This is a genomic window from Paraburkholderia sp. BR10923 (assembly GCF_040948765.1).
Taxonomy (GTDB): domain Bacteria; phylum Pseudomonadota; class Gammaproteobacteria; order Burkholderiales; family Burkholderiaceae; genus Paraburkholderia; species Paraburkholderia youngii.
In genome coordinates this window covers 700,620-722,997 of the sequence record NZ_JBFPKO010000001.1, presented here as the reverse complement: position 1 = coordinate 722,997, position 22,378 = coordinate 700,620, and the positions used below count along the sequence as shown (strand labels likewise).

19 protein-coding genes are annotated in these 22,378 nt (G+C 66.9%); 8 read left to right on the top strand and 11 right to left on the bottom strand.

Going from position 1 to position 22,378, the window contains the following annotated elements; genetic code table 11:
- Positions 1-137: 137 nt before the first annotated feature.
- On the top strand, positions 138-1,355 hold the full coding sequence (locus AB3X94_RS03260; protein ID WP_368610755.1) for an amidohydrolase family protein: 1,218 nt from the start codon (positions 138-140) through the stop codon (positions 1,353-1,355).
- A gap of 62 nt (positions 1,356-1,417) precedes the next feature.
- Positions 1,418-2,347: a LysR family transcriptional regulator gene (locus tag AB3X94_RS03255; protein ID WP_368610754.1), complete on the top strand. Its 930-nt coding sequence runs from the start codon at positions 1,418-1,420 to the stop codon at positions 2,345-2,347.
- Between the two features lie 18 nt (positions 2,348-2,365).
- Here AB3X94_RS03255 and phnX read toward each other — a convergent pair whose 3' ends face one another.
- Both phnX and AB3X94_RS03245 read right to left on the bottom strand, forming a co-directional pair.
- Entirely contained in the window at positions 2,366-3,169 is an 804-nt protein-coding gene (gene phnX, locus AB3X94_RS03250) for a phosphonoacetaldehyde hydrolase (protein WP_368610753.1), read from the bottom strand.
- 48 nt (positions 3,170-3,217) lie between these two features.
- Positions 3,218-4,471, bottom strand: a complete 1,254-nt coding sequence (locus AB3X94_RS03245) for a 2-aminoethylphosphonate--pyruvate transaminase (RefSeq protein WP_176108424.1) — start codon at positions 4,469-4,471, stop codon at positions 3,218-3,220.
- Between the two features lie 118 nt (positions 4,472-4,589).
- On the opposite strand from AB3X94_RS03245, the gene AB3X94_RS03240 reads away from it, so the two are divergent.
- Positions 4,590-5,489 carry a LysR substrate-binding domain-containing protein gene (locus AB3X94_RS03240; protein ID WP_368610752.1) on the top strand — a complete coding sequence of 300 codons (900 nt, stop codon included), beginning with the start codon at positions 4,590-4,592 and terminating at the stop codon, positions 5,487-5,489.
- 114 nt (positions 5,490-5,603) lie between these two features.
- Here AB3X94_RS03240 and AB3X94_RS03235 read toward each other — a convergent pair whose 3' ends face one another.
- Positions 5,604-6,350 carry a glucose 1-dehydrogenase gene (locus AB3X94_RS03235; protein ID WP_176108422.1) on the bottom strand — a complete coding sequence of 249 codons (747 nt, stop codon included), beginning with the start codon at positions 6,348-6,350 and terminating at the stop codon, positions 5,604-5,606.
- Positions 6,351-7,012: 662 nt separating this feature from the next.
- On the opposite strand from AB3X94_RS03235, the gene AB3X94_RS03230 reads away from it, so the two are divergent.
- A complete protein-coding gene (locus AB3X94_RS03230) occupies positions 7,013-7,900 on the top strand; it encodes a LysR family transcriptional regulator (protein WP_176108421.1) in 888 nt (295 codons plus the stop codon).
- 35 nt (positions 7,901-7,935) lie between these two features.
- Here the strand turns inward: AB3X94_RS03230 and AB3X94_RS03225 are convergent, their stop codons facing one another.
- The 3 genes from AB3X94_RS03225 to AB3X94_RS03215 all read right to left on the bottom strand — a co-directional run bounded on the left by AB3X94_RS03225 (position 7,936) and on the right by AB3X94_RS03215 (position 9,823).
- Complete coding sequence (locus AB3X94_RS03225; protein WP_176108420.1) at positions 7,936-8,307, bottom strand: copper resistance protein CopC; 372 nt, start codon at positions 8,305-8,307, stop codon at positions 7,936-7,938.
- 19 nt (positions 8,308-8,326) lie between these two features.
- Positions 8,327-9,256, bottom strand: coding sequence for a hypothetical protein (locus AB3X94_RS03220; RefSeq protein WP_176108419.1), 930 nt, complete (start codon positions 9,254-9,256; stop codon positions 8,327-8,329).
- Positions 9,257-9,364: 108 nt separating this feature from the next.
- On the bottom strand, positions 9,365-9,823 hold the full coding sequence (locus tag AB3X94_RS03215; protein ID WP_368610751.1) for a DUF2946 domain-containing protein: 459 nt from the start codon (positions 9,821-9,823) through the stop codon (positions 9,365-9,367).
- A 206-nt stretch (positions 9,824-10,029) separates the two neighbouring features.
- Between AB3X94_RS03215 and AB3X94_RS03210 the strand changes: the two genes are divergently transcribed.
- Entirely contained in the window at positions 10,030-11,379 is a 1,350-nt protein-coding gene (locus AB3X94_RS03210) for a TAXI family TRAP transporter solute-binding subunit (RefSeq protein ID WP_176108417.1), read from the top strand.
- Between the two features lie 27 nt (positions 11,380-11,406).
- Here AB3X94_RS03210 and AB3X94_RS03205 read toward each other — a convergent pair whose 3' ends face one another.
- The 3 genes from AB3X94_RS03205 to AB3X94_RS03195 form a co-directional block, all read right to left on the bottom strand.
- Entirely contained in the window at positions 11,407-12,318 is a 912-nt protein-coding gene (locus tag AB3X94_RS03205; RefSeq protein WP_368610750.1) for a ProQ/FINO family protein, read from the bottom strand.
- Positions 12,319-12,409: 91 nt separating this feature from the next.
- Entirely contained in the window at positions 12,410-13,774 is a 1,365-nt protein-coding gene (locus tag AB3X94_RS03200; protein ID WP_176108415.1) for an ATP-binding protein, read from the bottom strand.
- A complete protein-coding gene (locus AB3X94_RS03195) occupies positions 13,771-14,433 on the bottom strand; it encodes a response regulator (protein WP_018434619.1) in 663 nt (220 codons plus the stop codon). Before AB3X94_RS03195 ends, AB3X94_RS03200 begins: the two co-directional genes overlap by 4 nt.
- 221 nt (positions 14,434-14,654) lie before the next feature.
- On the opposite strand from AB3X94_RS03195, the gene AB3X94_RS03190 reads away from it, so the two are divergent.
- The 3 genes from AB3X94_RS03190 to AB3X94_RS03180 are packed head-to-tail and all read left to right on the top strand — an operon-like array spanning position 14,655 to position 20,237.
- Entirely contained in the window at positions 14,655-16,067 is a 1,413-nt protein-coding gene (locus AB3X94_RS03190) for a TolC family protein (protein WP_368610749.1), read from the top strand.
- Positions 16,057-17,181: an efflux RND transporter periplasmic adaptor subunit gene (locus AB3X94_RS03185; RefSeq protein ID WP_176108412.1), complete on the top strand. Its 1,125-nt coding sequence runs from the start codon at positions 16,057-16,059 to the stop codon at positions 17,179-17,181. The genes AB3X94_RS03190 and AB3X94_RS03185 overlap by 11 nt, the downstream gene beginning before the upstream one ends.
- Positions 17,178-20,237, top strand: coding sequence for an efflux RND transporter permease subunit (locus tag AB3X94_RS03180; protein WP_368610748.1), 3,060 nt, complete (start codon positions 17,178-17,180; stop codon positions 20,235-20,237). The genes AB3X94_RS03185 and AB3X94_RS03180 overlap by 4 nt, the downstream gene beginning before the upstream one ends.
- Positions 20,238-20,274: 37 nt before the next feature.
- Here the strand turns inward: AB3X94_RS03180 and hpnK are convergent, their stop codons facing one another.
- Together hpnK and hpnI are read right to left on the bottom strand one after the other, a co-directional pair.
- Positions 20,275-21,108 (bottom strand): hopanoid biosynthesis-associated protein HpnK, encoded by an 834-nt coding sequence (hpnK, locus tag AB3X94_RS03175; protein WP_176108410.1) that lies wholly within the window; start codon positions 21,106-21,108, stop codon positions 20,275-20,277.
- Positions 21,105-22,370, bottom strand: a complete 1,266-nt coding sequence (hpnI, locus tag AB3X94_RS03170) for a bacteriohopanetetrol glucosamine biosynthesis glycosyltransferase HpnI (RefSeq protein ID WP_368610747.1) — start codon at positions 22,368-22,370, stop codon at positions 21,105-21,107. Before hpnI ends, hpnK begins: the two co-directional genes overlap by 4 nt.
- Positions 22,371-22,378 lie beyond the last annotated feature (8 nt).

Here is a 22,378-nt window from a genome sequence, read left to right as displayed (position 1 = left end):
GAATTCCCGGATTGATTCACGCTTTATCAGTCGTAACGGGGACCGATTTATTATCGTCTCGGGGTAGCATCGCGGGTTGCGTCAACGCACCGGCCGCGTATCCCTTGCACCCCGTTCACTCCCCTTGCCTACCGCTCATGACCACGACCACTCCACGCCCCACGACGAACGCCTCGCTGATCACCAACGTGCGTCTCGCCGACGGCAAGCGCGTGGAGGTGTCGATCGTCGATGGCCGGATCGCCGCGCTCGGCGCCGCTCTGCCGCGCGAGCCCGTTGTGCCGGTCGAGGACGGCGGCGACGCGCTGCTGCTGCCAGGTTTCGTCGAAGGGCATACGCATCTGGACAAGACCAACTGGGGCTTGCGGTGGTATCGCAACGAAGTCGGGCCGAAGCTGACCGACCGCATCGAAAACGAGCGCCGCTGGCGCGCCGAAAGCGGCCACGACGCGGGTGCGCAATCGCTCGCGCTCGCGCGCGCGTTTCTCGCGGCCGGCACGACGCGGGTGCGCACGCACGTCGATATCGACACTGACGCGGGCCTGCGCCATCTCGACGGCGTGCTGGCCACGCGCGACACACTGCGCGACGTGCTCGACCTGCAGATCGTCGCGTTTCCGCAGTCGGGGCTGCTCGGCCGGCCCGGCACCGACGCGCTGCTCGATCGTGCGCTCGGGGCGGGCGCCGACGCGCTCGGCGCGCTCGATCCCGCGCTGATCGACGGCGATCCGGTGAAGTCGCTCGATCTGACGTTCGCGCTCGCCGAGCGTCACCGCAAGCCGATCGACATTCATCTGCACGAGCCCGGCGAAATCGGCGCGTTCACGCTCGGTTTGTTGCTCGATCGCGTTGCCGCGCACGGCATGCAGGGGCAAGTAGTGGTGAGCCACGCGTTCTGTCTCGGCGCGCTGCCCGAGCGCGAACGCGATGCGCTGCTCGCGCGTATCGCCGAGCTGCGCGTCGCGCTGTTGACCACCGCGCCGCCGTCGGTGCCGGTGCCGCCGCTCACGGCTTGCCGCGCGCACGGCGTCACGCTGTTCGGCGGCAACGACGGGATTCGCGACACCTGGACGCCGTACGGCTCGCCCGACATGCTGGAACGAGCGATGCTGATCGCGATGCGCTACGGCCTGCGCCGCGACGACGATCTCGCGCTCGCGTTCGATTGCGTCAGCGGCGTCGCCGCGCGCGCCTGCGGATTCGAAGCTTACGGTTTGCAGCCGGGCGCCCGCGCCGATCTCGTGCTGGTCGATGCCGACACGCTCGCGCATGCGCTCGTCGCGCGGCCGGTGCGCAAGCTGGTGGTCGCCAACGGCCGCGTCGTCGCGCGCGATGGCGCGCTGCTCGCGCGGTAGTTGAGCACGGGCGCGAACGCGGCCCCGCCGTGCGCAACAACAAAGACGTTTCTTGCACTCAGATGATCAATCTCTTTCAGGCCATGCAGGCTTTCGTCAAGGTCGCCGATGTCGGCAGCTTCGCGCAGGCCGCCGCGCAACTGAACGTGTCGACATCGGTCGTCACGCGCCATGTGTCGGGCCTCGAACAGCATCTCGGCATTCGGCTGTTTCAGCGCACCACGCGCAAGGTCGTGCTGACCGAGGCCGGTGCGCAATACGCGGACGGTTGCCGCGTGCTGCTCGCCGAACTGGAGGAAGTGGAATCGCGCGCGACCACGGCGTCGCGCGAAGTGGCCGGCGACCTGCGCATCGTCGCGCTCGGCAGTTTTTCGCTGTTTCGGCTGACGCCGCTGTTCGCCGAATATCAGGCGCGCTTTCCGCAGGTGAACCTGCGCGTCACGCTGACGGAAAAACGCGTCGATCTGCTCGAAGGCGGCTTCGATGTCGGCATCGTGACCGAGCATATGATCCGCTCGGAGTCGCTGGTGGTGCGGCGTCTGATCAACTCGCACGCGGTGCCGGTGGCCGCGGCCGCGTATCTGGCGCAGGCCGGTCATCCGCAAACGCCGGCCGAGCTGGAGAGGCATCGGCTGATCGCCGCGCCGTTCGACACGACCGGCCCGATGTGGATCTTCCGCAAGGGGGACGGCGACGCCGACCGCACGAGCGAGGCCGGCGACGACAGCGGCGAGAGCATCGCGATCGATGCCTCGTTCACGGTCAACAGCATGATCATGCAGAAGCAGGCCGCGCTCGGTGCGATGGGCATCGCGCTGCTGCCGCTCGAAATGGTCGAGGACGAACTGCGCGCCGGCACGCTGGTGCGCGTGCTCGAGGGCTACTCGGTGCTCAATGGCGACGTGGCCGTGTCGCTGGTGTACCCGAGCCGCGAGTTCGTGCCGCGCAAGGTGCGCGAGTTCATCGATCTCGCGGTCGGTTTCTTCAAGTGACGTTATCGGACTGACGCTTCAAGGGCGCTCGCCGCGCGCGAGCCGCGCGTCGATGTCGTACACGACCGGCATCAGATCCGCGACGCTGTCGATCACGTAATGCGCGCCCGCCGCCTTCAACCTGATCGTCGCGGCGGTGCGGCGCGCGGCGAATTCGTCGGCCGGCAGCGCCTTCACCTCGGCCTCGCTCATGCCGAACGCGTTGCCGCTCACCGCGACGCCGACCGCCCAGGTGCCGCCGTTGATGCCCTCTTCGATGCCGACCTCGGTGTCGTCGACCTTGATCGCCTCTTTCGTTCGCCACACGCCGAGCTGCGGCAGCGTCCGGTAGATCATGTACGGCGACGGCCGTCCTTCCGGCGTATCGCCGGTGCATACGATGCTGTCCGGCGAGAAGCCCTGCGCGGCCGCGCCCGGCACGATTTCGTCGATGATCTCGCGGGTATAGCCGGTGGTCGTGCCGATGCGGATAGCGTCGTGACGCAGTGCGCTCGCGACTTCGGCGACGCCCGGGATCACCGCGCTATAGCTCGCCGCGACCGCGATGTTCTTCGGCACGAACACGTCGTACACGGCGTCGATATCCGCGTCGGTCGGTGTATGGCCGTGACGCTCGGCCCAAGCCTGCGCGACGCGCGGCAGCGCCATCAGCGCCGCGATATGCGGCCGCTTCGCCATGCCCATCGGGCCGCGTGCTTCGTCGATCGTGATCGGCACGCCGAACTGCTCGAAAGTCTCGACGAAGGCGCCCATCGGCGCGCGTGAACCGTAGTCGACCACCGTGCCGGCCCAATCGAAAATCACCGCCTTCACGTATTTCATCTGCTTGAATCCCCAGGAATCCGAATGTGTTGGGTTTGCCGTCGCGGCTCAGGCCGCCTGGGCGAGCGCCTTGCGTTCGTCGAGCGCGGCGGGCGGCGGCGCCGCGTGCGTGACGCCCATCGTGCGCAGCGCCTGCGCGCAGGCCTCGACCACGCGACGCATCACGTGCTCGTCGACCAGACCGATACAGCCGATGCGGAAACTGTCGACCACCGTCAGCTTGCCCGGATAGATGATGAAGCCCTGCTCCTTCATCAGTTCATAGAAGCGCGCGAATTCGAACGACGGATGCGCGGGCGAGAAAAACGTCACGATGATCGGCGAGCGCCAGTGCGCGCTGAGCAGCGGCTCGAAGCCGAGCTCGTGCATGCCGGCCACCAGCACGTCGCGATTGTTCGCATAGCGCGCGAGCCGCGCGGGCTGCCCGCCTTCGAGCCTGAACAGCCGCAGCGCCTCGAGGAACGCAGCCACCGTATGCGTGGGCGGCGTGAAGCGCCACTGGCCCGTGCGATTCATCACGTCCCATTGATCGTGGAGATCGAGCGCGAGCGAATGGCTGCGGCCCTTCGCTTCGGAGAGCGCGCTCCTGCGCGCGATCACGAAGCCGAAACCCGGCACGCCCTCGATGCACTTGTTCGCCGAGGACACGAACGCCTCGCACGCGATCTGCCGCACGTCGAGCGGCACCGCGCCGAAGGCGCTCATCGAATCGATCAGCAGCTTGCGGCCGTGCTTCGCGACCGCGGCCGCAATTTCTTCGAGCGGATTGAGGATGCCGGAGCTCGTTTCGCAATGGATCGCGACCACGTGCGTGATCGACGGATCGGCGGCCAGCATGCGCTCGACTTCGACGCCGCGCGGCGGCAGGTAGTCGCCCTTGTCGAGCAGCGTGCAGGCGCGGCCGAGGTAGCCGAGCGTGGTCGCCGCGCGCTTGCCGTACGCGCCGTTCGCGAGCACGAGCGCATGGCCGTCGCGCGGAATCAGGCTGCCGAGCATCGCTTCGACGCAGTAGCTGCCGCTGCCCTGCAGCGGCACGCAGTCGTACTCCCCGGCGGTGTCGCCGGCGATTTCGAGCAGGCTCGCGCGCAACTGAGCGGTCATCGCGCGGAAGTCGCCGTCCCATGAGCCCCAGTCGCGCAGCATCGCCTGTTTCGTCGAGAGTGCCGTGGTCAGCGGACCCGGTGTCAACAAGTAAGGCTCGCCGCCAGCCGGCGCCGCGCAGGATGTCGTGCCACGGGTGACGGACGTTGCCGCGGCCGCAACGCTCAATGCCGCCGCCGAACCGCCGATCGCGCTTTCCATGTCGGGTACTCCGATATCGCTATGTGGATACCTCACACGATATAGAAACGCTGTCCATCGGTAAAATCGATATAATCGATGACGGTATCGTAAAAACTTATCAGTCGGCGAGGCACACGTGCAGTACGCGCAATTGCGGGCGTTTCATGCGGTCGCTGAACATGGCGGCTTTTCTAAAGCGGCACAGGCGTTGTCGTTGACGCAGCCGGCGGTGTCGGACCATGTGCGGCGCCTCGAACAGGATTACGGCGTCAAGCTGTTCGAGCGCGGGCCGCGCGGCGTGGAGACGACCGAACTCGGGCTGCGCCTGTTCAGCGTGACGCGGCATATGCTCAGCTGCGAGCGTGATGCGCGTCAGCTGCTCGAATCGGCGGGCGGGCTGGAGTCGGGTTCGCTATCGCTCGCGGCCGATGCGCCCGATCTCGCCGTCGCGCTGATCGGCGCGTTTCGCCAGCGGCATCCGGGCATCGTCGTCACGCTGTCGATCGCCAATGCGGCCGAGTGCATGCAGCGCGTGCTGTCGAGTGCGGTCGACGCAGCGATCACGGCCGCGCCGCAAGTGCATAGCCGCCTGCGGTCGCGGGTGTTGCGGCGCGATCCGCTGGTCGCGATGGTGCCGGCCAGCTATACGGCCGCGAAGAAGCGCCGCCTCAGCTACGCGGAGCTCGTCGAACAGCCGATGATCTTCCGCGAGCCGCAATCGGTCACCCAACAACTGCTCGAAATCGAGCTCGTGCGCGAGTCGTTGCAGGTCGAGCCGGTCATGTACGTGGATGGCCGCGAGGCGCTCGAGGAAGCGGTCGCGCAGGGAATCGGCGTCGGCGTGATCGCGCGCGCCGAGTTCAACGAGTCGCGGCGCATCCGGATGGTGCCGCTCGTCGACTGCCGCGTGCAGATGATCGAATCGCTGACGCGGCTCGCCGAGCGGCCGGGTTCGAATCTGCTCGACGCTTTTTTTGCGGTGGAATTGCCGGGAGCGGAAACCGAGGTCTCGGTCGGCGAGGTTCAACGCGCGTAGCTCGCGCTCCGTCGCTGCAACAGGCGGCGCGGCCGTCGTGCTACCGGCCGCGCCATCCGTTATCGCACTCGATCTGAAGAGCGGGTTGCCGGAAGCGTTGGCAACCCGTCGGACTCAACGCGCGCCGCCGCTCGCGATCAGGCTCTCGCCCGTCAACCAGCGCGCGTCGTCCGAAGCCAGGAACGTGACGACATCGGCGATATCGTCGGGTTGGCCGATACGGCCGAGCGGCGTCGTGCTGATCGCCCACGTTTCGAACTCCGAGCCCATCACGCCGGCGGTGTGCGCGCCTTCGGTTTCGACCACGCCCGGATTCACCGAATTCACGCGGATCTTGCGCGAACCGAGTTCCTTCGCGAGCACGCCGGTGATCGCATCGACCGCGCCCTTGGTCGCCGTGTAGACCGCGGTGGTCGCCGGTGTGATGCGGGTCACGACCGAGCTCACGTTGACGATGCTGCCGCCTTCGCCCAGATGTTTGGCCGCCGCCTGCGTCACCAGCAGCAGACCCAGCACATTCACATCGAAGTGCTTATGAAAATGCGCTTCGGTGATCTCTTCGAGCGTCGCGAATTCGTAGACACCCGAGTTGTTGACGAGAACGTCGAGCCGGCCATAGGTTTCGATCGCCGCATCGATGATGCCCTTCGCGTCCGCGGCCTTCGACACGTCGCCGCCAACCGCGACCGCCTTGCCGCCCGCCGCGGTGATATCGGCGACGACCTTGTCGGCGCCCGCGCGGCTCGACGCATAGTTCACCACGACCGACGCGCCTTGCGCCGCCAATGCCTTCGCAATCGCCGCACCGATGCCTTTCGATGCACCCGTTACAACCGCTACCTTGCCTGTGAGCTTGCTCATCATCGTGTCCTTTCAATGGTTCGCGCCGGCATGCCTCGCGAGAAGTCACGAGGTCCACGCCGCTAAAAGCTGGAAATGCAGTGGCGCTGTCACAGGTCGTAAATTTAGGCATCGCGTGAGCTCGGATAAAGCGGCTCGAGGCGAATTGACACGCCGCTTCCGACGAACAATCGAATCGAAGCGGATTTCGTTGGATATGTTTACGCGGGGCTTACGAAGATTTCGGGCAATACGCGCTGATCTGGTTCGCGGTGCATCTCGTACCAGATCGATGCATAAAACTCCTACGAGTAGACGCCACGATCAGGCGCTACACACTGAAAGCGCTTTATTCACTGCGCTTTTTATTCAATGCTTGCGCAGCAGCGCGATCTGCGCCGCCACGCTCGCGAGCACCGCGAGCGCACCGAGCGTATCGAGAATAATGGGCCACATGATCTTCCTCCTCCGCTATCTGCTGCCTCGACGTCATTTAAACGAATGCGCGCGGTATTGATTGAACGTCGAGGCCGAGCAGACAGATAGGGTTTGACGGTGCTGTTGCTATCATTCGTTGCCGCCGCGGAGCGCTCCTGCGGGAGCACAGAGCCGTAAACGAACATTCAGCGCGCGGCATTCCAACACCAACCCGATCGCCGACGCATCACACCTCTGAGGCATGCATGGAATTTCGCCAACTTCGCTACTTCATCGCGGTCGCCGAGGAGATGAACATCACGCGGGCGGCCAATCGTCTGCATATGACGCAACCGCCGCTGTCGCGGCAGATCCAGCAGATCGAGGAAGACGTCGGCCTGCCGCTGTTCGAGCGCGGCTCGCGACCGTTGCGGCTCACCGAAGCCGGCCGCATTTTCTACACCCAGGCGAAGCGTCTGATCGATGAAGCCGACGAGCTCGCGCCGCTCACGCGACGGCTCGCACAACTCGCGGAGCGCATCGTGATCGGCTTCGTGCCGTCTACGCTGTATGGCGCGCTGCCCGCGGTGATCCGCTCGTTCCGCGAGGCCGCGCCGCATATCGAGCTATCGCTGATCGAGATGTTCACACTCGAGCAGTTGGCCGCGCTCAAAGGCGGCCGCATCGACGTCGGCTTCGGCCGCCTGCGCTTCGATGATGCGCAACTCGCGCGCGAAGTGCTGGTCGAGGAACGGATGATCGCGGCGTTGCCGCAGGACCATCCGCTCGCACGGCAGAAGAAGCCTCTGACGCTCGCCGCGCTCGCCGAGGAAACGCTGATCGTCTATCCAAGCACGCCGCGGCCGAGCTACGCGGACCAGCAGATCTCGGCAATGCACGATCAGGCGCTGGAGCCGAAGGCGATTCACGAAGTGCGTGAGTTGCAGACCGCGCTCGGTCTGGTCGCCGCGCAGGTCGGCGTGTGTCTCGTGCCGGAGAGCGTCGAGGGCTTGCGCGCGCACGGCGTCGCGTACAGGCCGATTCCGTCGGCAAGCGCCGCGTCGCCGATCATCATGAGCCGGCGCCTGCAGGACGAATCGCCCGCGACGATGCTGATGTGCTCGCTCGCGCGGCAGTTGTTCAAGCGGGTTTGAGCGCCGCTTGCGCGAGCACGGCGCATCGTGCCGCCCTACTTCACATCGAAGCCATAGTCCCCATGCGTTCGATGCCCGTCCGACGCCACCGCGACCCAATGCACGGTGTAGTGTCCGGCCGCGAGCGTCGGCAGCGGCAGCGTCATCACCGCGGGTTGCCGCGCATCCACCGATGACTTCTGCGTGCCGACCTGCTTGCCACTCGCATCGGTGACGCTCAGCGAGCTGAACGCCGGTTCGAGCGGCCCGTCGAAGGTCACCTTGACCTGCGCGGGCGCGGCCACCGATGCGCCCGCGCCCGGCTCCTGCTTCTGCGGAAACACATGCGCGAGTGCCGCGCTCGCGAACGTCACACCGGCGATCAGTGCCGCCAGGCGCATTGCGTGATATTCGAAGCTGTTCATCATCGTTTTTCTCCTGCACTACTCATGGAAACAGCGGCTTGCCAAGCGTAGTCGGCGCAATGTCGTCGAAGAACAAATGCGCCTGCACCAGAATGCCGACGTGCGAGCCGCTCGCACGGTTGATCGGAATCTGTGCCTCGACGCCGAACTGTCCGTAGCGATTGATCCAGATAAAGCCCGGATTGACCGTGCCGGTCGTCTGCCCCTGGCTGCGCGACAGCGGGACCTCGACGAGCGGGATCAGGTTCGAGAACGGCTGCGGCAGACCCGCGTCGTGCACGTGCTGCTGCAGATACGGCAGGCTGTACTGCACGGTGAAGCCGTAGTTGAACGCGTTCGGCTGACCCGCGCCGGTGTTGAGCGCGGGGGCCGCCTCGGCCGTGATCGCGACCGGGCGCAGATACGCGAGCGAATCGGGCAGATCGCCCATGCCCTTGCCGATGTAGACGGTCGGCGAGATCGTCGAGAAGTTGTCGGCGATCGCTCGACTGCCGGTGCCGCCGAGCTCCGCAGTGACGCCGATCGACGTCATCAGCTCGTGCGGCTCGTTCACGTACAGCAGGTACTTGAGGCCGACGCCGAAGTTGTTGAAGCCGGCCGCGCGCGGGTTGTTCTGGAGCACGTACGCGCCGTCGATCGACACGGCCAGACGCGGCGTGATCAGCTTGTCGTACTCGAAGCTGAACGTGTTGATGCTCTGGTCGCCGTTGTCGCCGGGCACGCGCTGATGGCCGTACTCGAAGTTGGCTTCGTCGCCGACGCCGGGGTCGTCGACCGCGAGCGTCGCCGGGAAGACGCGGTTGCCCGCGATCGCGTGCGCCTGCGCGATGGACGGCGCGGTGATCAGGCCTACGACGCCGCACGCGACGTAAGCGGTGTAGGCGACATAGGCGGCCGCGGCGAGCGGCGCCGCGCGCCGGGGACGGCTACCGCGCATTGCTGATGTGTGCATGAGTGAATCCTGTCTGATCGGTGATGACGAGGCCGGCGAGCGCCGTCGAACGGACGCGCGCGAGCAAGCGCGATGCACGTAGGCGCATCGCGTCGTAAGGGATTCGGATCAGGAAGCGGAAGGCGGGGCGCGGGGCTGCGCGAAGGTCCGCGGTTCGACACGACGCACGCTGTTATAGCGCGTCACGGCCGTGTGCTGGCGCGCGCGGACCGCGGCGACGAACAGCGTGCCGACGCTCGGCATCACCGGCAGATGCGCGAGCAGGCTGCAATAGCCGCAGGCATCGCCGGACATCTGCGCGTGCTTGTCCGTGGGATTGCCGGTGTCGTCGGTGTTGTCTGGCGGGTTGGCGATGGCCTGGGTGGGCTCGGGCGTGCCGTCCTGCATCCGCATGCCCGGCATCGACGCCATGTCGTCCATCGACGCCATCTGGCAATGCTCGCCCATCATCGCGTCGGCATGGCGATGGGCGGCGAGCGTCTGCGAGATCGTCGGCGCGAGCGTCGTCAGCAGGATCGCGAGCAATCCCAGCCAGTTGCCGATCTTCCGATGCCGACGATTCAACATGCGCCCAGCGACACTCCGCGAGTTGTGAAGTCCACTACTGCCAGACCGCGATTTGCGGCAAATTATGCCATGTACGCGTTATTCTCCGGCCGCGGGCGGCAGTCTCCGTCGAGCGCCGCGCGCCCGGTCGATAGAACGAACCGCTACGGCAAAGCCACCGCGCACAGGCGACAATGCCTGCTCCCGGCTTCAAGCACGGAGTATTCATGAAAGCGCAGCGTCCGCGTCCTCCGCACTTTTCCGCCGAACTTACGCGCGCCGAATGGCGCGAGCACCTGCTGCCCTACTTCATCACGGCGCTGCTGATCGCGTTCGCGATCGTGCTGATCGTCTGGATCGCCAATCCGGCGCCGCCGCGCACGATCACGATCAGCGCCGGCCCGCGCGACAGCTCGTTCGTCGTCACTGCGAACCAGTACCGCAAGATTCTCGCGCGCAACGGCATCCGCCTGAACGTGCTCGAATCCGATGGGTCCGTGCAGAACCTGCAGCGGCTGCTGGACCCGAAGCAGCAAGTCGATATCGCGTTCGTGCAAGGCGGGGTGGCCCAAGGGCTGGATACGTCGTCGCTGGTGTCGCTCGGCAGCGTGTTCTATGTGCCGATCGTCGTGTTCTATCGTGGCGCGGCGCTCGCGCAACTGGCGCAGCTCGAAGGCAAGCGGATCGCGGTCGGCCGCGAAGGCAGCGGCACGCGGCTGCTCGCGCTGCAACTGCTCGCGGCGAACGGCATCGAGCCAGGCGGCGCGACGACGCTGGTGCCGAGCGACGGTCTGCAGGCCGCCACGCAGCTGGTCGCCGGCGAGGTCGACGCGGCGCTCCTGAGCGGTGACTCGGCGACGCGCGGCCTGATGCTGCGGCTGTTGCGCGTACCCGGCATTTCGGTGATGAATTTCGACGAAGCCAGCGCCTATACGCGCGTGTTTCCGTTTCTCGACCAGATCGACCTGCCGCCCGGCGTGCTCGACCTGAAGCGGCGCATTCCGCCCGAGACCGTCCACCTGATCAGTCCGACGGTCGAACTCGTCGCGCGCAGCACGCTGCATCCGGCGATCTCGGATCTGCTGATCGAGGCGGCGCAGGAAGTACATGGCGCCGCGGGCCTGTTGCAGCACGCCGGCCAGTTCCCGACACCGGTCGAGCACGAATACCGGATCAGCGAGGACGCGCAGCGCTATTACCGGACCGGCAAGGGCTTTTTGTATCGGACGCTGCCGTTCTGGCTCGCGAGCATCGGCGATCGCACGCTGGTCCTGCTGTTGCCGGTCGCCGTGCTGCTGTTGCCCGCGATGCGGGTGATTCCGGCGCTGTACCGGTGGCGGGTGCGCTCGCGCATCTATCGTTATTACGGTTCGTTGATCGCGATCGAGCGGCACGCGCTCGCCGGCGCAACCGACGAGGAGCGCACACAGCTACTGGGGCAACTGGACGAGATCGAGGCGGCGCTGAACCACCTGCGCATGCCGTTAGCGTATGCGGATGCGTTTTATGTGCTGCGGGAGCATGTGGGATTCGTGCGCAGCCGGCTGACGGCTGCGCCGCACGTCATGGCCTCTTGAGCGAGGCCGCGACGGGTTATGCCAAGGTTAGGCCTGGGAGGGAGTGGAAGCTTGCGTCTCGTGTTGGGCGCTGGTTTGCGCCTGGGCGTCCGCGCTGCCGGCGGCATTCGGTGCTACGGCTTCCGGCGTTGCAGCAGCGGCATCCGCCTGCGGAACCGCCTGTTCCGCGACTGCCGCTACGACTGCTTCGGCCTGCGGCTCGTCGGCGGTCGCCTTCCCGGACGGTGACGGTGTACCGGCATCGGTCGGGGCATTTGCGCTTGCCGTCGCCGCGGCGGCCTTCTGCGCGCCCTTCGCCGCGCGATGCGCGAGCAGGCGCTGCGCACCGGCCGCTTCCTGCGCCGTGACCTTGCCGGCTTCGACACCCGCCAGATCGACGCGCGCGGCGCCTTCGACGAGGCTCTTCCAGTAGCGCCCGCCACGGCACCACGTCTTGATCGCGTCGCGCAGCTCGGCTTCGGTCAGCGACAGCTCCTTCGCATGCACGACGAGGTCTTCGAAAACGCCGATCTTCAGCGGCAGCTTCGGGGCCGGATTCTTCGGGAAAGCGACCGGGAAACGCTTTTGCAGACGACCGATCGAGCGCACCACCGGGTCCACCGGCTTGGCGTCCGCCGCCGCCGGCCTGGCGGGCGCGGCGCCCTCGGGTGCGGCGTGGCGCGGCTGCGGGCGGCCGGGTCGCGTGCCCGGCTTGCCGTCCGGCCGACCACCGGCCTTCGCGGCCGGCTTTCCGCCGGGCCGGCCACCGGGCTTCGTGCCCGGATTGGCGCCACGCTCGGCGTTAGAGCCAGGATGTGCCCCAGGATTTGAAGCGGGCTTGCCAGTGGACTTCGAAGCGGGGCGCGCAGCCGATTTGCGATCGGGCTTGCCGGCGCCCTCGGCGGCGGCTCGCGCCGCGGCCAGTTGCTTCTTCAGTTCAGCGAGTTGTTCGAAACCCATAGTGCACAACCAATCTGTCGATCTGTAAAAATGAGATTGTAGCAGCGTGCGCCTATATGCTTGTGACAACCGCTAGCTGCAATGACGATCGTTAATTCGCGGCCGTGACGGGCGCATCGGCGGCGGGCGCGTGCAGCCCGGTGACCGACACCCGCAAGCCCGGCGCGCCGACATTGTTGTGCAGCGACAGCCCGAGCTGATGCCGCTCGGCGATCCGCGCAACGATTGCGAGACCGAGCCCGCTGCCCTCGCCCTTCGACTCCTCGCCGCGATAGAAACGGTCGAACACGCGTTCGAGCTCCGCCTCCGGAATCCCCGAGCCGCTGTCGACGACCTCGAAGCCAACCCGCTCGCCCGTGCGCCGCAGCACCACGTCGACACGGCCGCCCCGCGGCGTATGACGAATCGCGTTGTTGATCAGATTCCCCAACAACACGCTGATACTGTGCGGCTCGGCGAGCACCGTGTAGGCGTCGTTCGGTGTGCGCGCCTGTTCGCATTCGAGGCCGAGATCGATTTCGCGCAGCTCCGCGAGCACGGAACAATCGCTGACCGCCTGCTCGCCGATGCGGCGCAGGCTGACCGGCACCGTCGAGGTGACCGGCTGCGCGTCTTCGCGCGCCAGCGTCAGCAATTGCTGCACGAGGTGAATGATCCGGTTCACCCGATTTTCGACACGCTCGAGCGTCTGCCCCTCGCCCCTCAGCGAGCCATCGCGCGACGCCGCCTGCAGTTGCAGCTTCAGCGCCGCGAGCGGCGAGCGCAGCTCGTGCGCGGCATCGGCGATGAACGTGCGCTGCGCCTGCGACGCCGTATGCAGACGTTGCAGCAGATCGTTCAGCGCTTCGACGAGCGGGCGGATTTCGACCGGCATGTTGCCGTCGAGCCGCAGCGGTTCGAGCGAATCGATCGAACGCGTCGCGAGCGCGCGCGACAGCCCGCCGATCGGCGCGAGCCCGCGCGCGACCACCAGCAGCACCAGCGCGATCGTCACCGGCAGCAGCACGCCGAGCGGCCACAGCGTGTGCAGCGCGAGATGCAACGCGAGGTCCTCGCGCACCGACACGGGCTGCGCGACCTGCACGTAGCGGTCCGGCTGCGCGACGCCGAAGATGCGCCAGTGGTACTCGCCGCGCGGCACCGTGTGGAAGCCCGGCGCGAGACGCTCGAACATCGGCGCCTGCGCGGAGTGATAGACGAGCGTGCCGCTCTTGTCCCAGATCTCGATGACGATGCGGTCGTCGGCGAGATCACCGAGGTCGGGGGCACGATGCTCGCGCGGCCCCGCGCCGCTCAGCGACGACGGCAGCGACAACGCGACGCTGCGCAGTTCGTAGTCGAACAGCTCGCTCGCCTCGCGCCGCGCGGTATGGAAGATCGCGAAAGCCGCGACCATCGAGGTCGCCGCCATGCCGAAGATCAGCCAGCCGAGGAGCCAGCGGCGAATCGACGTCATCCGCACCTCTTCAGGCGGTAGCCGACCCCGCGCACGGTCACGACCTGGTCCGCGCCGATTTTGCGCCGCAGACTGTGCACATGCACTTCGATCGTGTTGCTGCCGACTTCTTCGCCCCAGCCGTACAGCTTTTCTTCGAGCTCGGCCTTGGTGAACACGCGGGTCGGCTCCTCGATCAGCGCCTGCAGCAGCGCGAATTCTCGCGGCACCAGCGGCAGCGGCACGCCGTCCTTGGTCACTTCATGCGCGGCGGGGTCGAGCGTCAGTTCGCCGTGGCTGTAGACCGGCTGCTTCTGGCCGGTGCGCCGGCGCAGCAGCGCGCGAATGCGCGCGGCCAGTTCGTCGAGATCGAACGGCTTGATCAGGTAGTCGTCGGCGCCGGCGTCGAGACCGCGGATGCGTTCGTCGATCGCGTCGCGCGCGGTCAGGATGATGACCGGCGCCGCGCCGCCGTTGCGGCGATACGCGTTCAGCACGTCGATGCCGTCTTTTTTCGGCAGGCCGAGGTCGAGCAGTACGAGGTCGTACACGCCGTTGTCGAGCGACAGTTCCGCCGCGCGGCCGTCCTCGGCCCAGTCGATCGCGTAGCCGGCGCGGCGCATCGCGCCCAGCACCGATTCCGCGATCATGTCGTCGTCTTCGACCAATAGCAGGCGCATGGTCTCTCCCCTCCTTGCTGCGGTTTTAGCCGCCGCATTATCGGCCCCAGCAGCTTAACGAAGCCTTACGGGTACTGATGACGGCGCCGATTTCGCGCGGCTCGGGTCAGGCGATTCGACGTTAAGCCTGTCTTAAGCGCGCGCTTCGGAAAATTGGCTCCCATTGCGAGGCCTCGTTCGCGAGTCGCTCGCCCCTTCCGATGATTCGCAGGAGCCGGATTTTGCCTGATTTCCATCCCGTGACGGCGCTGCGTCGGCGCGCGCTGATGCCGTTGTGCGCGCTGCTGATGAGCGGCTGCGCGACCTATCACCGCGAACCGCTCGCGCCGCAGGTCACCTCGACGTCCGCGCGATCGCTCGAACGGGTCCGCATCGATCCCGCGAGCATGCCGCTGCCCGAGTTGGCCACCCATCGGTTCGATCCCGCCGACGGGCTCGACATCGACGAAGTCGCGATGCTCGCGGTCGCCAACAACCCCGATCTGAAGCTGGCCCGCGACGATCTCGGCATCGCCCGCGCGCAGGCTTATTCGGCGGGTCTGCTGCCCGATCCGCAACTGAGCGTGTCGAGCGATTATCCGGGCGCGGCCGGCACCACGCGCGCGTTCAATTATGGCCTCAGCATCGACGTGATGGCGATCGTGCTGCGCAGCGCGAACAAACAGTCCGCCGACGCGACGCTGGCGAAGACCGATCTCGGCCTTTTGTGGCAGGAATGGCAGGTCGTCGCGCAGGCGCGCCAGCTGTTCGTGAAGAGCTGCTTTCAGCAGCGCACGCTGCCGCTGTTGCAACAGCAACGCGAACTCGCGCGCACCCGTTACGAGCGCATGGCCGCGGCGCGCGCGGACGGCAATCTGACCGACGATACGCTCACCGCCGCGCTCATCGCTTACAGCGACGCGCGCAAGCAGTACACGGACGCCGAGCGCGCGGCCGCGCAAACCCATCACGATCTGAACGCTCTGCTGGGTCTCGCGCCCGACGTGCAATTGCAGTTGCAGGCAGGCCACGACGACGAAGTCGCACCGCTCCCCGACGCCACGCTCGACTCAGCGCTCGCCGAGCTCGCGCACCGTCGCCCCGACCTGATCGCGCTACAGGCCGGCTACGAAGCGCAGGAGCAGAAATACCGCGCGGCGATTCTGAGCCAGTTCCCGAGTCTGTCGGTCGGTTTCGTGCGGGCGCGCGACACCTCGAACATCTACACGAGCGGCTTTCAGATCAACCTGAGTCTGCCGATCTTCAACCGCAATCAGGGCAATGTCGCGATCGAAAAAGCGACCCGTCAGCGGCTTCGCGACGAGTACCAGACCCGGCTGAACCAGGCGTATGCGGACGTCGCCCGGCTGCGCGAGGACAGCGCGATTCTCGCCCGGCAGTTGCAGCAGACCGAAGCCGCATTACCCGGCGTCGAGCGCTCCGCGCGCGAAGCCGCGGCGGCCTACGCCGAACACAACCTCGCGCTCGGCGCGTACACCGACGCGCAAAGCGCCGCGCTCGCGAAACGCATCGACGTCGCGACGCTGCGCGAAGCGCTCGACGAACAACGCGTCGGCTTGCAGGCGCTGCTCGGCAGCGCGATTCCCGACGCTTTCACTCCCGCTCAAACTTTCATCGACACTCATGCGAAATAGCCTGTTTCCATCGCGGTACGGATGGCCGCGTGTTGCGGCCGTCGCCGCGCCGCTGGTTTGCGCGGTCCTGCTGTACGCAGCAGTCCATCCGGTTCGTGCGGACGACAACCCCGCCAGCGAAACTCAATCGTCGGTCGCGGTGCAGACCGTGCACGTGCAGCGCGCCGCGATCGCGCAGCCGGTGCGCGGCTTCGGGATCGTCGCGACCACCGCGTCGAACCTGACGACGATCAACCTGCCCTATGTGTCGCGTATCGCACAGATGCGCGTGCAGGCGGGCGAGACCGTCAAGCGCGGCACGCCACTGTTCGTCGTCCAGGCCGATCCTGCCGCGGTGCTTGCCGCAACTCAGGCGAGAAGCGCGCTGACGCTCGCGCAAGGCGAACTCGCGCGGACCCGGTCGCTGTACGACAAAGGTCTCGCGACGCAATCGCAGCTCGCGAGCGCGAGCAAGGCCGTCGACGATGCGCGCGAAGCGCTCGCCGCGCAGACTCAGAGCGGCATCGCGAGCGGCAACAAGGTCGTGACCGCGCCGTTCGACGGCGTGGTGCTGCAGCTGTCGGCGGCACAGGGCGACCAGGTGCAGGCAGGCGCGGCGATTCTGCAACTCGCGAGTGGCGCGAGCCGTGATGCGCGCGCAAACGTGACGCTCGGCGTCGAGCCCACCGACGCCGCAGCGATCCATCCCGGCGATGCCGTTACGCTGCACGGCCTGTCCGCGGCACTCGCGCAGACGTCGATCGAAGGCCGTGTGGTGCTCGTCGGTGCCGCGATCGATCCGCAATCGCAACTGGTCAACATCGGCGCGACGGTACCGCTCGCGCAGACGCCGTTCATCCCCGGCACACGCGTTTCTGGCGACATCGCGACCCGCACGGGCACGCACTGGATCGTGCCGCGCGCGGCCGTGCTGCAGGATGGGCAGCATGCGTACGTGTTCCAGATCACGCCGCAAAACAAGGCGCATCGCGTCGCAGTGAGCATCGCGATCGAAAACGGCGAGCGCTACGGCGTCGATGGCCCGCTCGACCCCATGCTCGGCGTCGCGACGAGCGGCAACTACGAGCTGAAAGACGGCATGGCGGTCCGCGCCGCGGGAGATGGCGCGCGATGAACTTCGGCCAATGGATGCAGACGCATCGCCGCTCGCTGCTGTTCGTCATCGCGTTGCTCGCGATTGCCGGCGTGTTGAGCGCGTTCCGTCTGCCGATCTCGCTGTTTCCGAACGTCGCGTTTCCGCGCGCGGTCGTATCGCTCGACGCGGGCGACCGCCCCGCCGAGCAGATGACCACGCTCGTCACGATGCCGGTCGAAGAAGCGCTGCGGCGCGTGCCGAACGTGCGCGACGTCGAATCGACGACGAGCCGTGGCGCCGCGGAGATTTCGCTGAACTTCGACTGGGGCACCGACATGGCGCAGGCGACGCTGCAGGCTCAATCGGCGATCAGCGAAATTCTCGCGACGCTGCCGCCCGGCACGACGATGCAGGTGCGGCGCATGGACCCGACCGTGTTTCCGGTGCTCGCGTACAGCCTCACGTCGAAGCAACAGTCGCTGTCCGCGCTGCGCGATCTCGCGCAGTTCCAGATGCGGCCGCTGCTGTCGTCGGTGGAAGGCGTCGCGCGCGTCGAGGTGACCGGGGGCGCCGAGGACGAGTTCGAGGTCGCGGTCGATCCCGCCCGCCTCGCCGCGTACAAGCTGTCGCTCGCCGATGTATCGAAGGCGATCGGCGCGAGCAACGTGCTGATGGCAAACGGCCGCATCGAAGATCACGACAAGCTGTACCTCGTCGTCACCAACTCGACGATCACGCAGCTCGACGAACTGCGCAACGTGGTCGTGTCCGCCAACGGCAATGCGAACGGCGCGCAGATCCGTCTCGGCGACGTCGCGATGGTGCGCCAGGGCGTCGTGCCGCAATGGATGCGCGTCACCGCCGATGGTCAGGATGCGGTGCTCCTGAACGTGTACCAGCAGCCCGGCGCCAACAGCGTCGCGATGGCACGCGCGATCCGCGCGAAGATTGCCGCGTTCCAGCCGCAGATGCCCGCGGGCGTGCATCTGTCGAATTGGTACGACCAGAGCGAACTCGTGATCGCGTCGGCCACCAGCGTGCGCGACGCGATCATGATCGGCATCGTGCTCGCGGCGTTGACGCTGTTCTTCTTCCTGCGCAACTGGAAGATCACCGCGATCGCGGTCGCGCTGGTGCCGGTCGTGATGGCCGCGACGATCCTGCTGCTCGACGTGTTCGGCATGGGCTTCAACATCATGACGCTGGGCGGTATGGCGGCCGCGGTCGGCCTCGTGATCGACGACGCGATCGTGATGATCGAGCACATCGTGCGGCGCATGCGTGAAGCCGGCGCGCGCGCGTTCCATGGCCGCGTGATGGCCGCGGCGCTCGAATTCACACGGCCGCTCGCGGGTTCGTCGGCGGCAACGCTGATCATCTTCGTGCCGCTCGCGTTTCTGTCGGGTGTGACGGGAGCCTTTTTCAAGGCGCTGTCGCTGACGATGGCGAGCGCGCTGTTCATTTCGTTCCTCGTCACGTGGCTCGCGGTGCCGATCCTGTGCGACCACTGGCTCACGCCCAAAGACGCCGAGGAGCACCAGGAAACCCGTTTCGCCGCATGGCTGAACCGGCGCTATGCGGTGACGATCGGCCGCGTGATCGCACGGCCGCCGCTCGTGCTGCTCGGCGTCGTGCCGTTGATCGTCGTCGCGGCGTTCGCATTCACGCGCGTCGGCAGTGGCTTCATGCCGAGCATGGACGAAGGTGGCTTCGTGCTCGACTATCACACGCAGCCGGGCACGTCGATCACCGAAACGGACCGGCTGATGAAGCAGATCGAGCAGATCGTGCGCGCGAACCCTAACGTCGCGACCTATTCGCGCCGTACCGGCGCGGGCCTCGGCGGCGATCTGAACGAGCCGAACAAGGGCGACTTCTTCGTGCGCCTGAAGTCGGGCAAGCGCGAACCGATCGACACCGTGATGGAGGAAATCCGCTCGCAGATCGACACACAGGTGCCGGGCGTCAGCATCGAGCTCGCGCAGCTGATGGAAGACCTGATCGGCGATCTGACCGCGGTGCCCCAGCCGGTGCAGATCAAGATCTTCTCCGACGATCCGCACACGCTCGACACCACCGCGCGCAGAGTTGCCGCGCGTATCGGCCAGATTCAGGGCATCGTCGACGTGAACGACGGTATCAACCCGGCCGGCGACGCGATCGAGCTGCACATCCTGCCCGCCGCCGCCGCGGCCGAAGGCATGGACCCGCACGCGATCGCGCAGGCCGTCACCGACATGCTCGAAGGCAATGTCGCGACGCAGTTCCAGAGCGGCCCGAAAACGGTAGGCGTGCGCGTGCGCGTGAACGGCGCGCGCCAGATGACCGATACGCAACTCGGTCAGTTACAGATTCGCGCGCCGGACGGGCATCTGTTCGCGCTGAAGCGCGTCGCCGATCGCGTGAGCGTTACCGGTCAGCCCGAAATCAGCCGCTCGAATCTGAAGCGGATGGTCGCGGTCACTGCGCGCATCGACGGGCGCGATCTCGGCTCGACGATCGCTGACGTGCAGAAGGCGCTCGGCAACGCGGACCTGCTGCCGTCGGGCGTCTATTACGAGCTCGGCGGTCTGTACCAGCAACAGCAGATCGCCTTCAAGGGGCTCTTGACCGTGTTCGGCGCCGCGATCGCGCTCGTGTTCGGCCTGCTGCTGTTCCTGTACGAACGCCTGCGTGTCGCGCTCGCGGTGCTGGCAATGCCGCTCTTCGCTGCCGGCGCGGTGTTCATCGGCCTTTGGATCACCGGCATCGAGTTGAATATCTCGGCGATGATGGGTATGACGATGATCATCGGCATCGTGACGGAAGTTGCCATCTTTTATGTATCCGAATTGCAGGCGCTGGTGCGCGACGACGAAATGCCGTTCGACGACGCGTTGCAGGCCGCCGGCCGCAATCGTCTGCGGCCGATCGCGATGACGACGATCGCCGCGATCCTCGCGCTGTTGCCGCTCGCGTTCGCGCTGGGGCAAGGTTCGGCGATGCAGCAACCGCTCGCGATCGCGATCATTTCCGGACTGATCGTCCAGTTGCCGCTCGTGCTGTTGCTGCTGCCCGCGTTGCTGAAGCTATTGATGAAAAAGCAGCCGGTGTGAGCGCGGCCCAGGTTTTCCGCGTTTCGCGAAGCTGACGCTACGCAAGCACATCCGCGAACCCGCCGACTCGCGCGCCGAGCGCGCGGATCGCGGCGGCCACCTTTGGCGACAACAGCGCCTGCAACTCGTCGGCATGTCGGTAGTCGTGCATGCCCTCGCTCAGCGCGTCACCGGCCAGCGCCGGATGACAATAGATTTCGCCGACGCCATGCGGCAGATTCGCGAGCGCGGCGAGCCAGCTCGCCTCGTCCATGCGCCCGCTCGCCGCAATGCCGACCACGTAGTCGTTGTGCGCGATCCCCGCGCGCTCGAGCCGCGTCTTCACGTGCGCGACCCACGGCCGCAGCCACAGCGGCGCGTTCGCTTCGAACGGCAGACGCATCGCCTTCATGCCGTAGTCGCGGCCGATGTCGAGGATCAGGCCGAGCACGGTCGGATGCAGATGAAAATGCTTGTGCGTGTTCACGTGGTCGAGCCTGAGGCCGGTCGCGGCGAAGGCTTCGAATTGCGCGCGGATTTCGTAGGCGAGTTGCCGGCGCACGTGCGGCAGAAAGAAGAAGCGCACGCCGTCGCGCACCATGTTGCTGCCGAAGCGGCCGTTCTCGTCGAGCAGCGCGGCGACCTGCTCGCGCGGCGCCAGCGCGGCACCGTCGGCCAGCACCAGATGCAGGCCCACGCGCAGTTCCGGCAGCGTATGCGCGCGCGCAACCGCGTCTTCGGCGGCCGGCGCGCCGACCATCAGGCTCGCCGCGCGCAGCACACCGTTGCGGTGCGCGCGCTCGACCGCGAAATTGACGCGCTGATGCAGGCCGAAATCGTCGGCGGTGATGATCAGTCCGCGGGGCTGGGCCGGTTTGCCGCGCGCTATCACGTGAGGCTGTCCAGCCGGCCGCTGCGCTCGGCGGACGGCGTGCCGAGCTGCATGCGCTCGCCGCGCCACACGACGTGCGAACCGAACGCGCTGACGAGCCACTGGAGCGCGAGCAGCGTATCGCGCAACGGCACCAGCGGCAGATCCCGCCAGAACGTGCGCGCACGGCGCGCTGCACGCAAATGCAGCAGCAGGCGCGCACCAACGCAGAGCGCGGTCGCCGACGCGCTCGCGACCACCGCCGCGAACGGCGCGTGAGCACAGGTCGCGAGCGACACGGTCAGCCCTGCGCTCGTCAACAGCCACGGTGTGGGGAATGTGATCAGCAGCGACACGAAACCCGGCGGATTGACCGAGCGGATCGTGCGCAGCCAGCGCGTTTCGCGCTGCCACAGCGCCGCGAAGGTCGGCTCGATCACGTCGGTGGCGACCATCACCCGCGACAGCACCGTTTGCAGACCGAGAGCGCGCACGTGCTCGGCGAGCCAGTAGTCGTCGGCGAGGCAGTTTTTCAGCGCCTCGAAGCCGCCGATGCGCTCCAGCGTCGCGCGCCGCAACGCGAGGGTCGCGCCGAAACCGAAGCGGCGCGAGCCCATCGCATGGGCGACCCGCACCGACGGCGCGAACCACTCGTTGATGAACAGCGCACCGACGCGCGGCCAGAAGCCGCCGACGCCGCGCGCGACGTACAGGCACGTGACCACGCCGACGCTCGGGTCCGCGAGCGGCGCGGCGACGCTGTCGAGATAGTCGGAGTCGACCGCGATGTCGCTGTCGGCGATCACGATCACGTCGTGGCGAGCGCGTGCGGCCATATTGATCAGGTTGCTGACTTTCAGATTGCTGCCATGTACGCGCGTGTCGATCGCGAGCTCGATGTCGCACTTGGGATAGGCGGCCTGCAAGCGGCGCACCACCGCGATGGCGGGATCGTGCGGCGACGACACACCCAGCACCAGCTGAAAATGCTGATGCCGCTGCTCGCAGAAGGTCCGGAGATTCTCGTAGAGACGCGGTTCGGCGCCGCACAGCGGCTTCAGCACGCTGACACCGACCTGCGCGAACGGCCCGCCTGGTCCATCGGACGAACCCACTAGCGAACCGCCGTATGCGCCATTGACCGCCCTGCCGCCATGATGGTTCGATTTATGCCGCGCGGTGAAAAACGGCATGGCGAGCGCGGCGGCTACCGTGTAGATCGAAGCGCTAACGCAGCCGGCCAACAGAAGCCATTGACATGCAATCAACGCGTGGGCCGCCATCGTGTGTC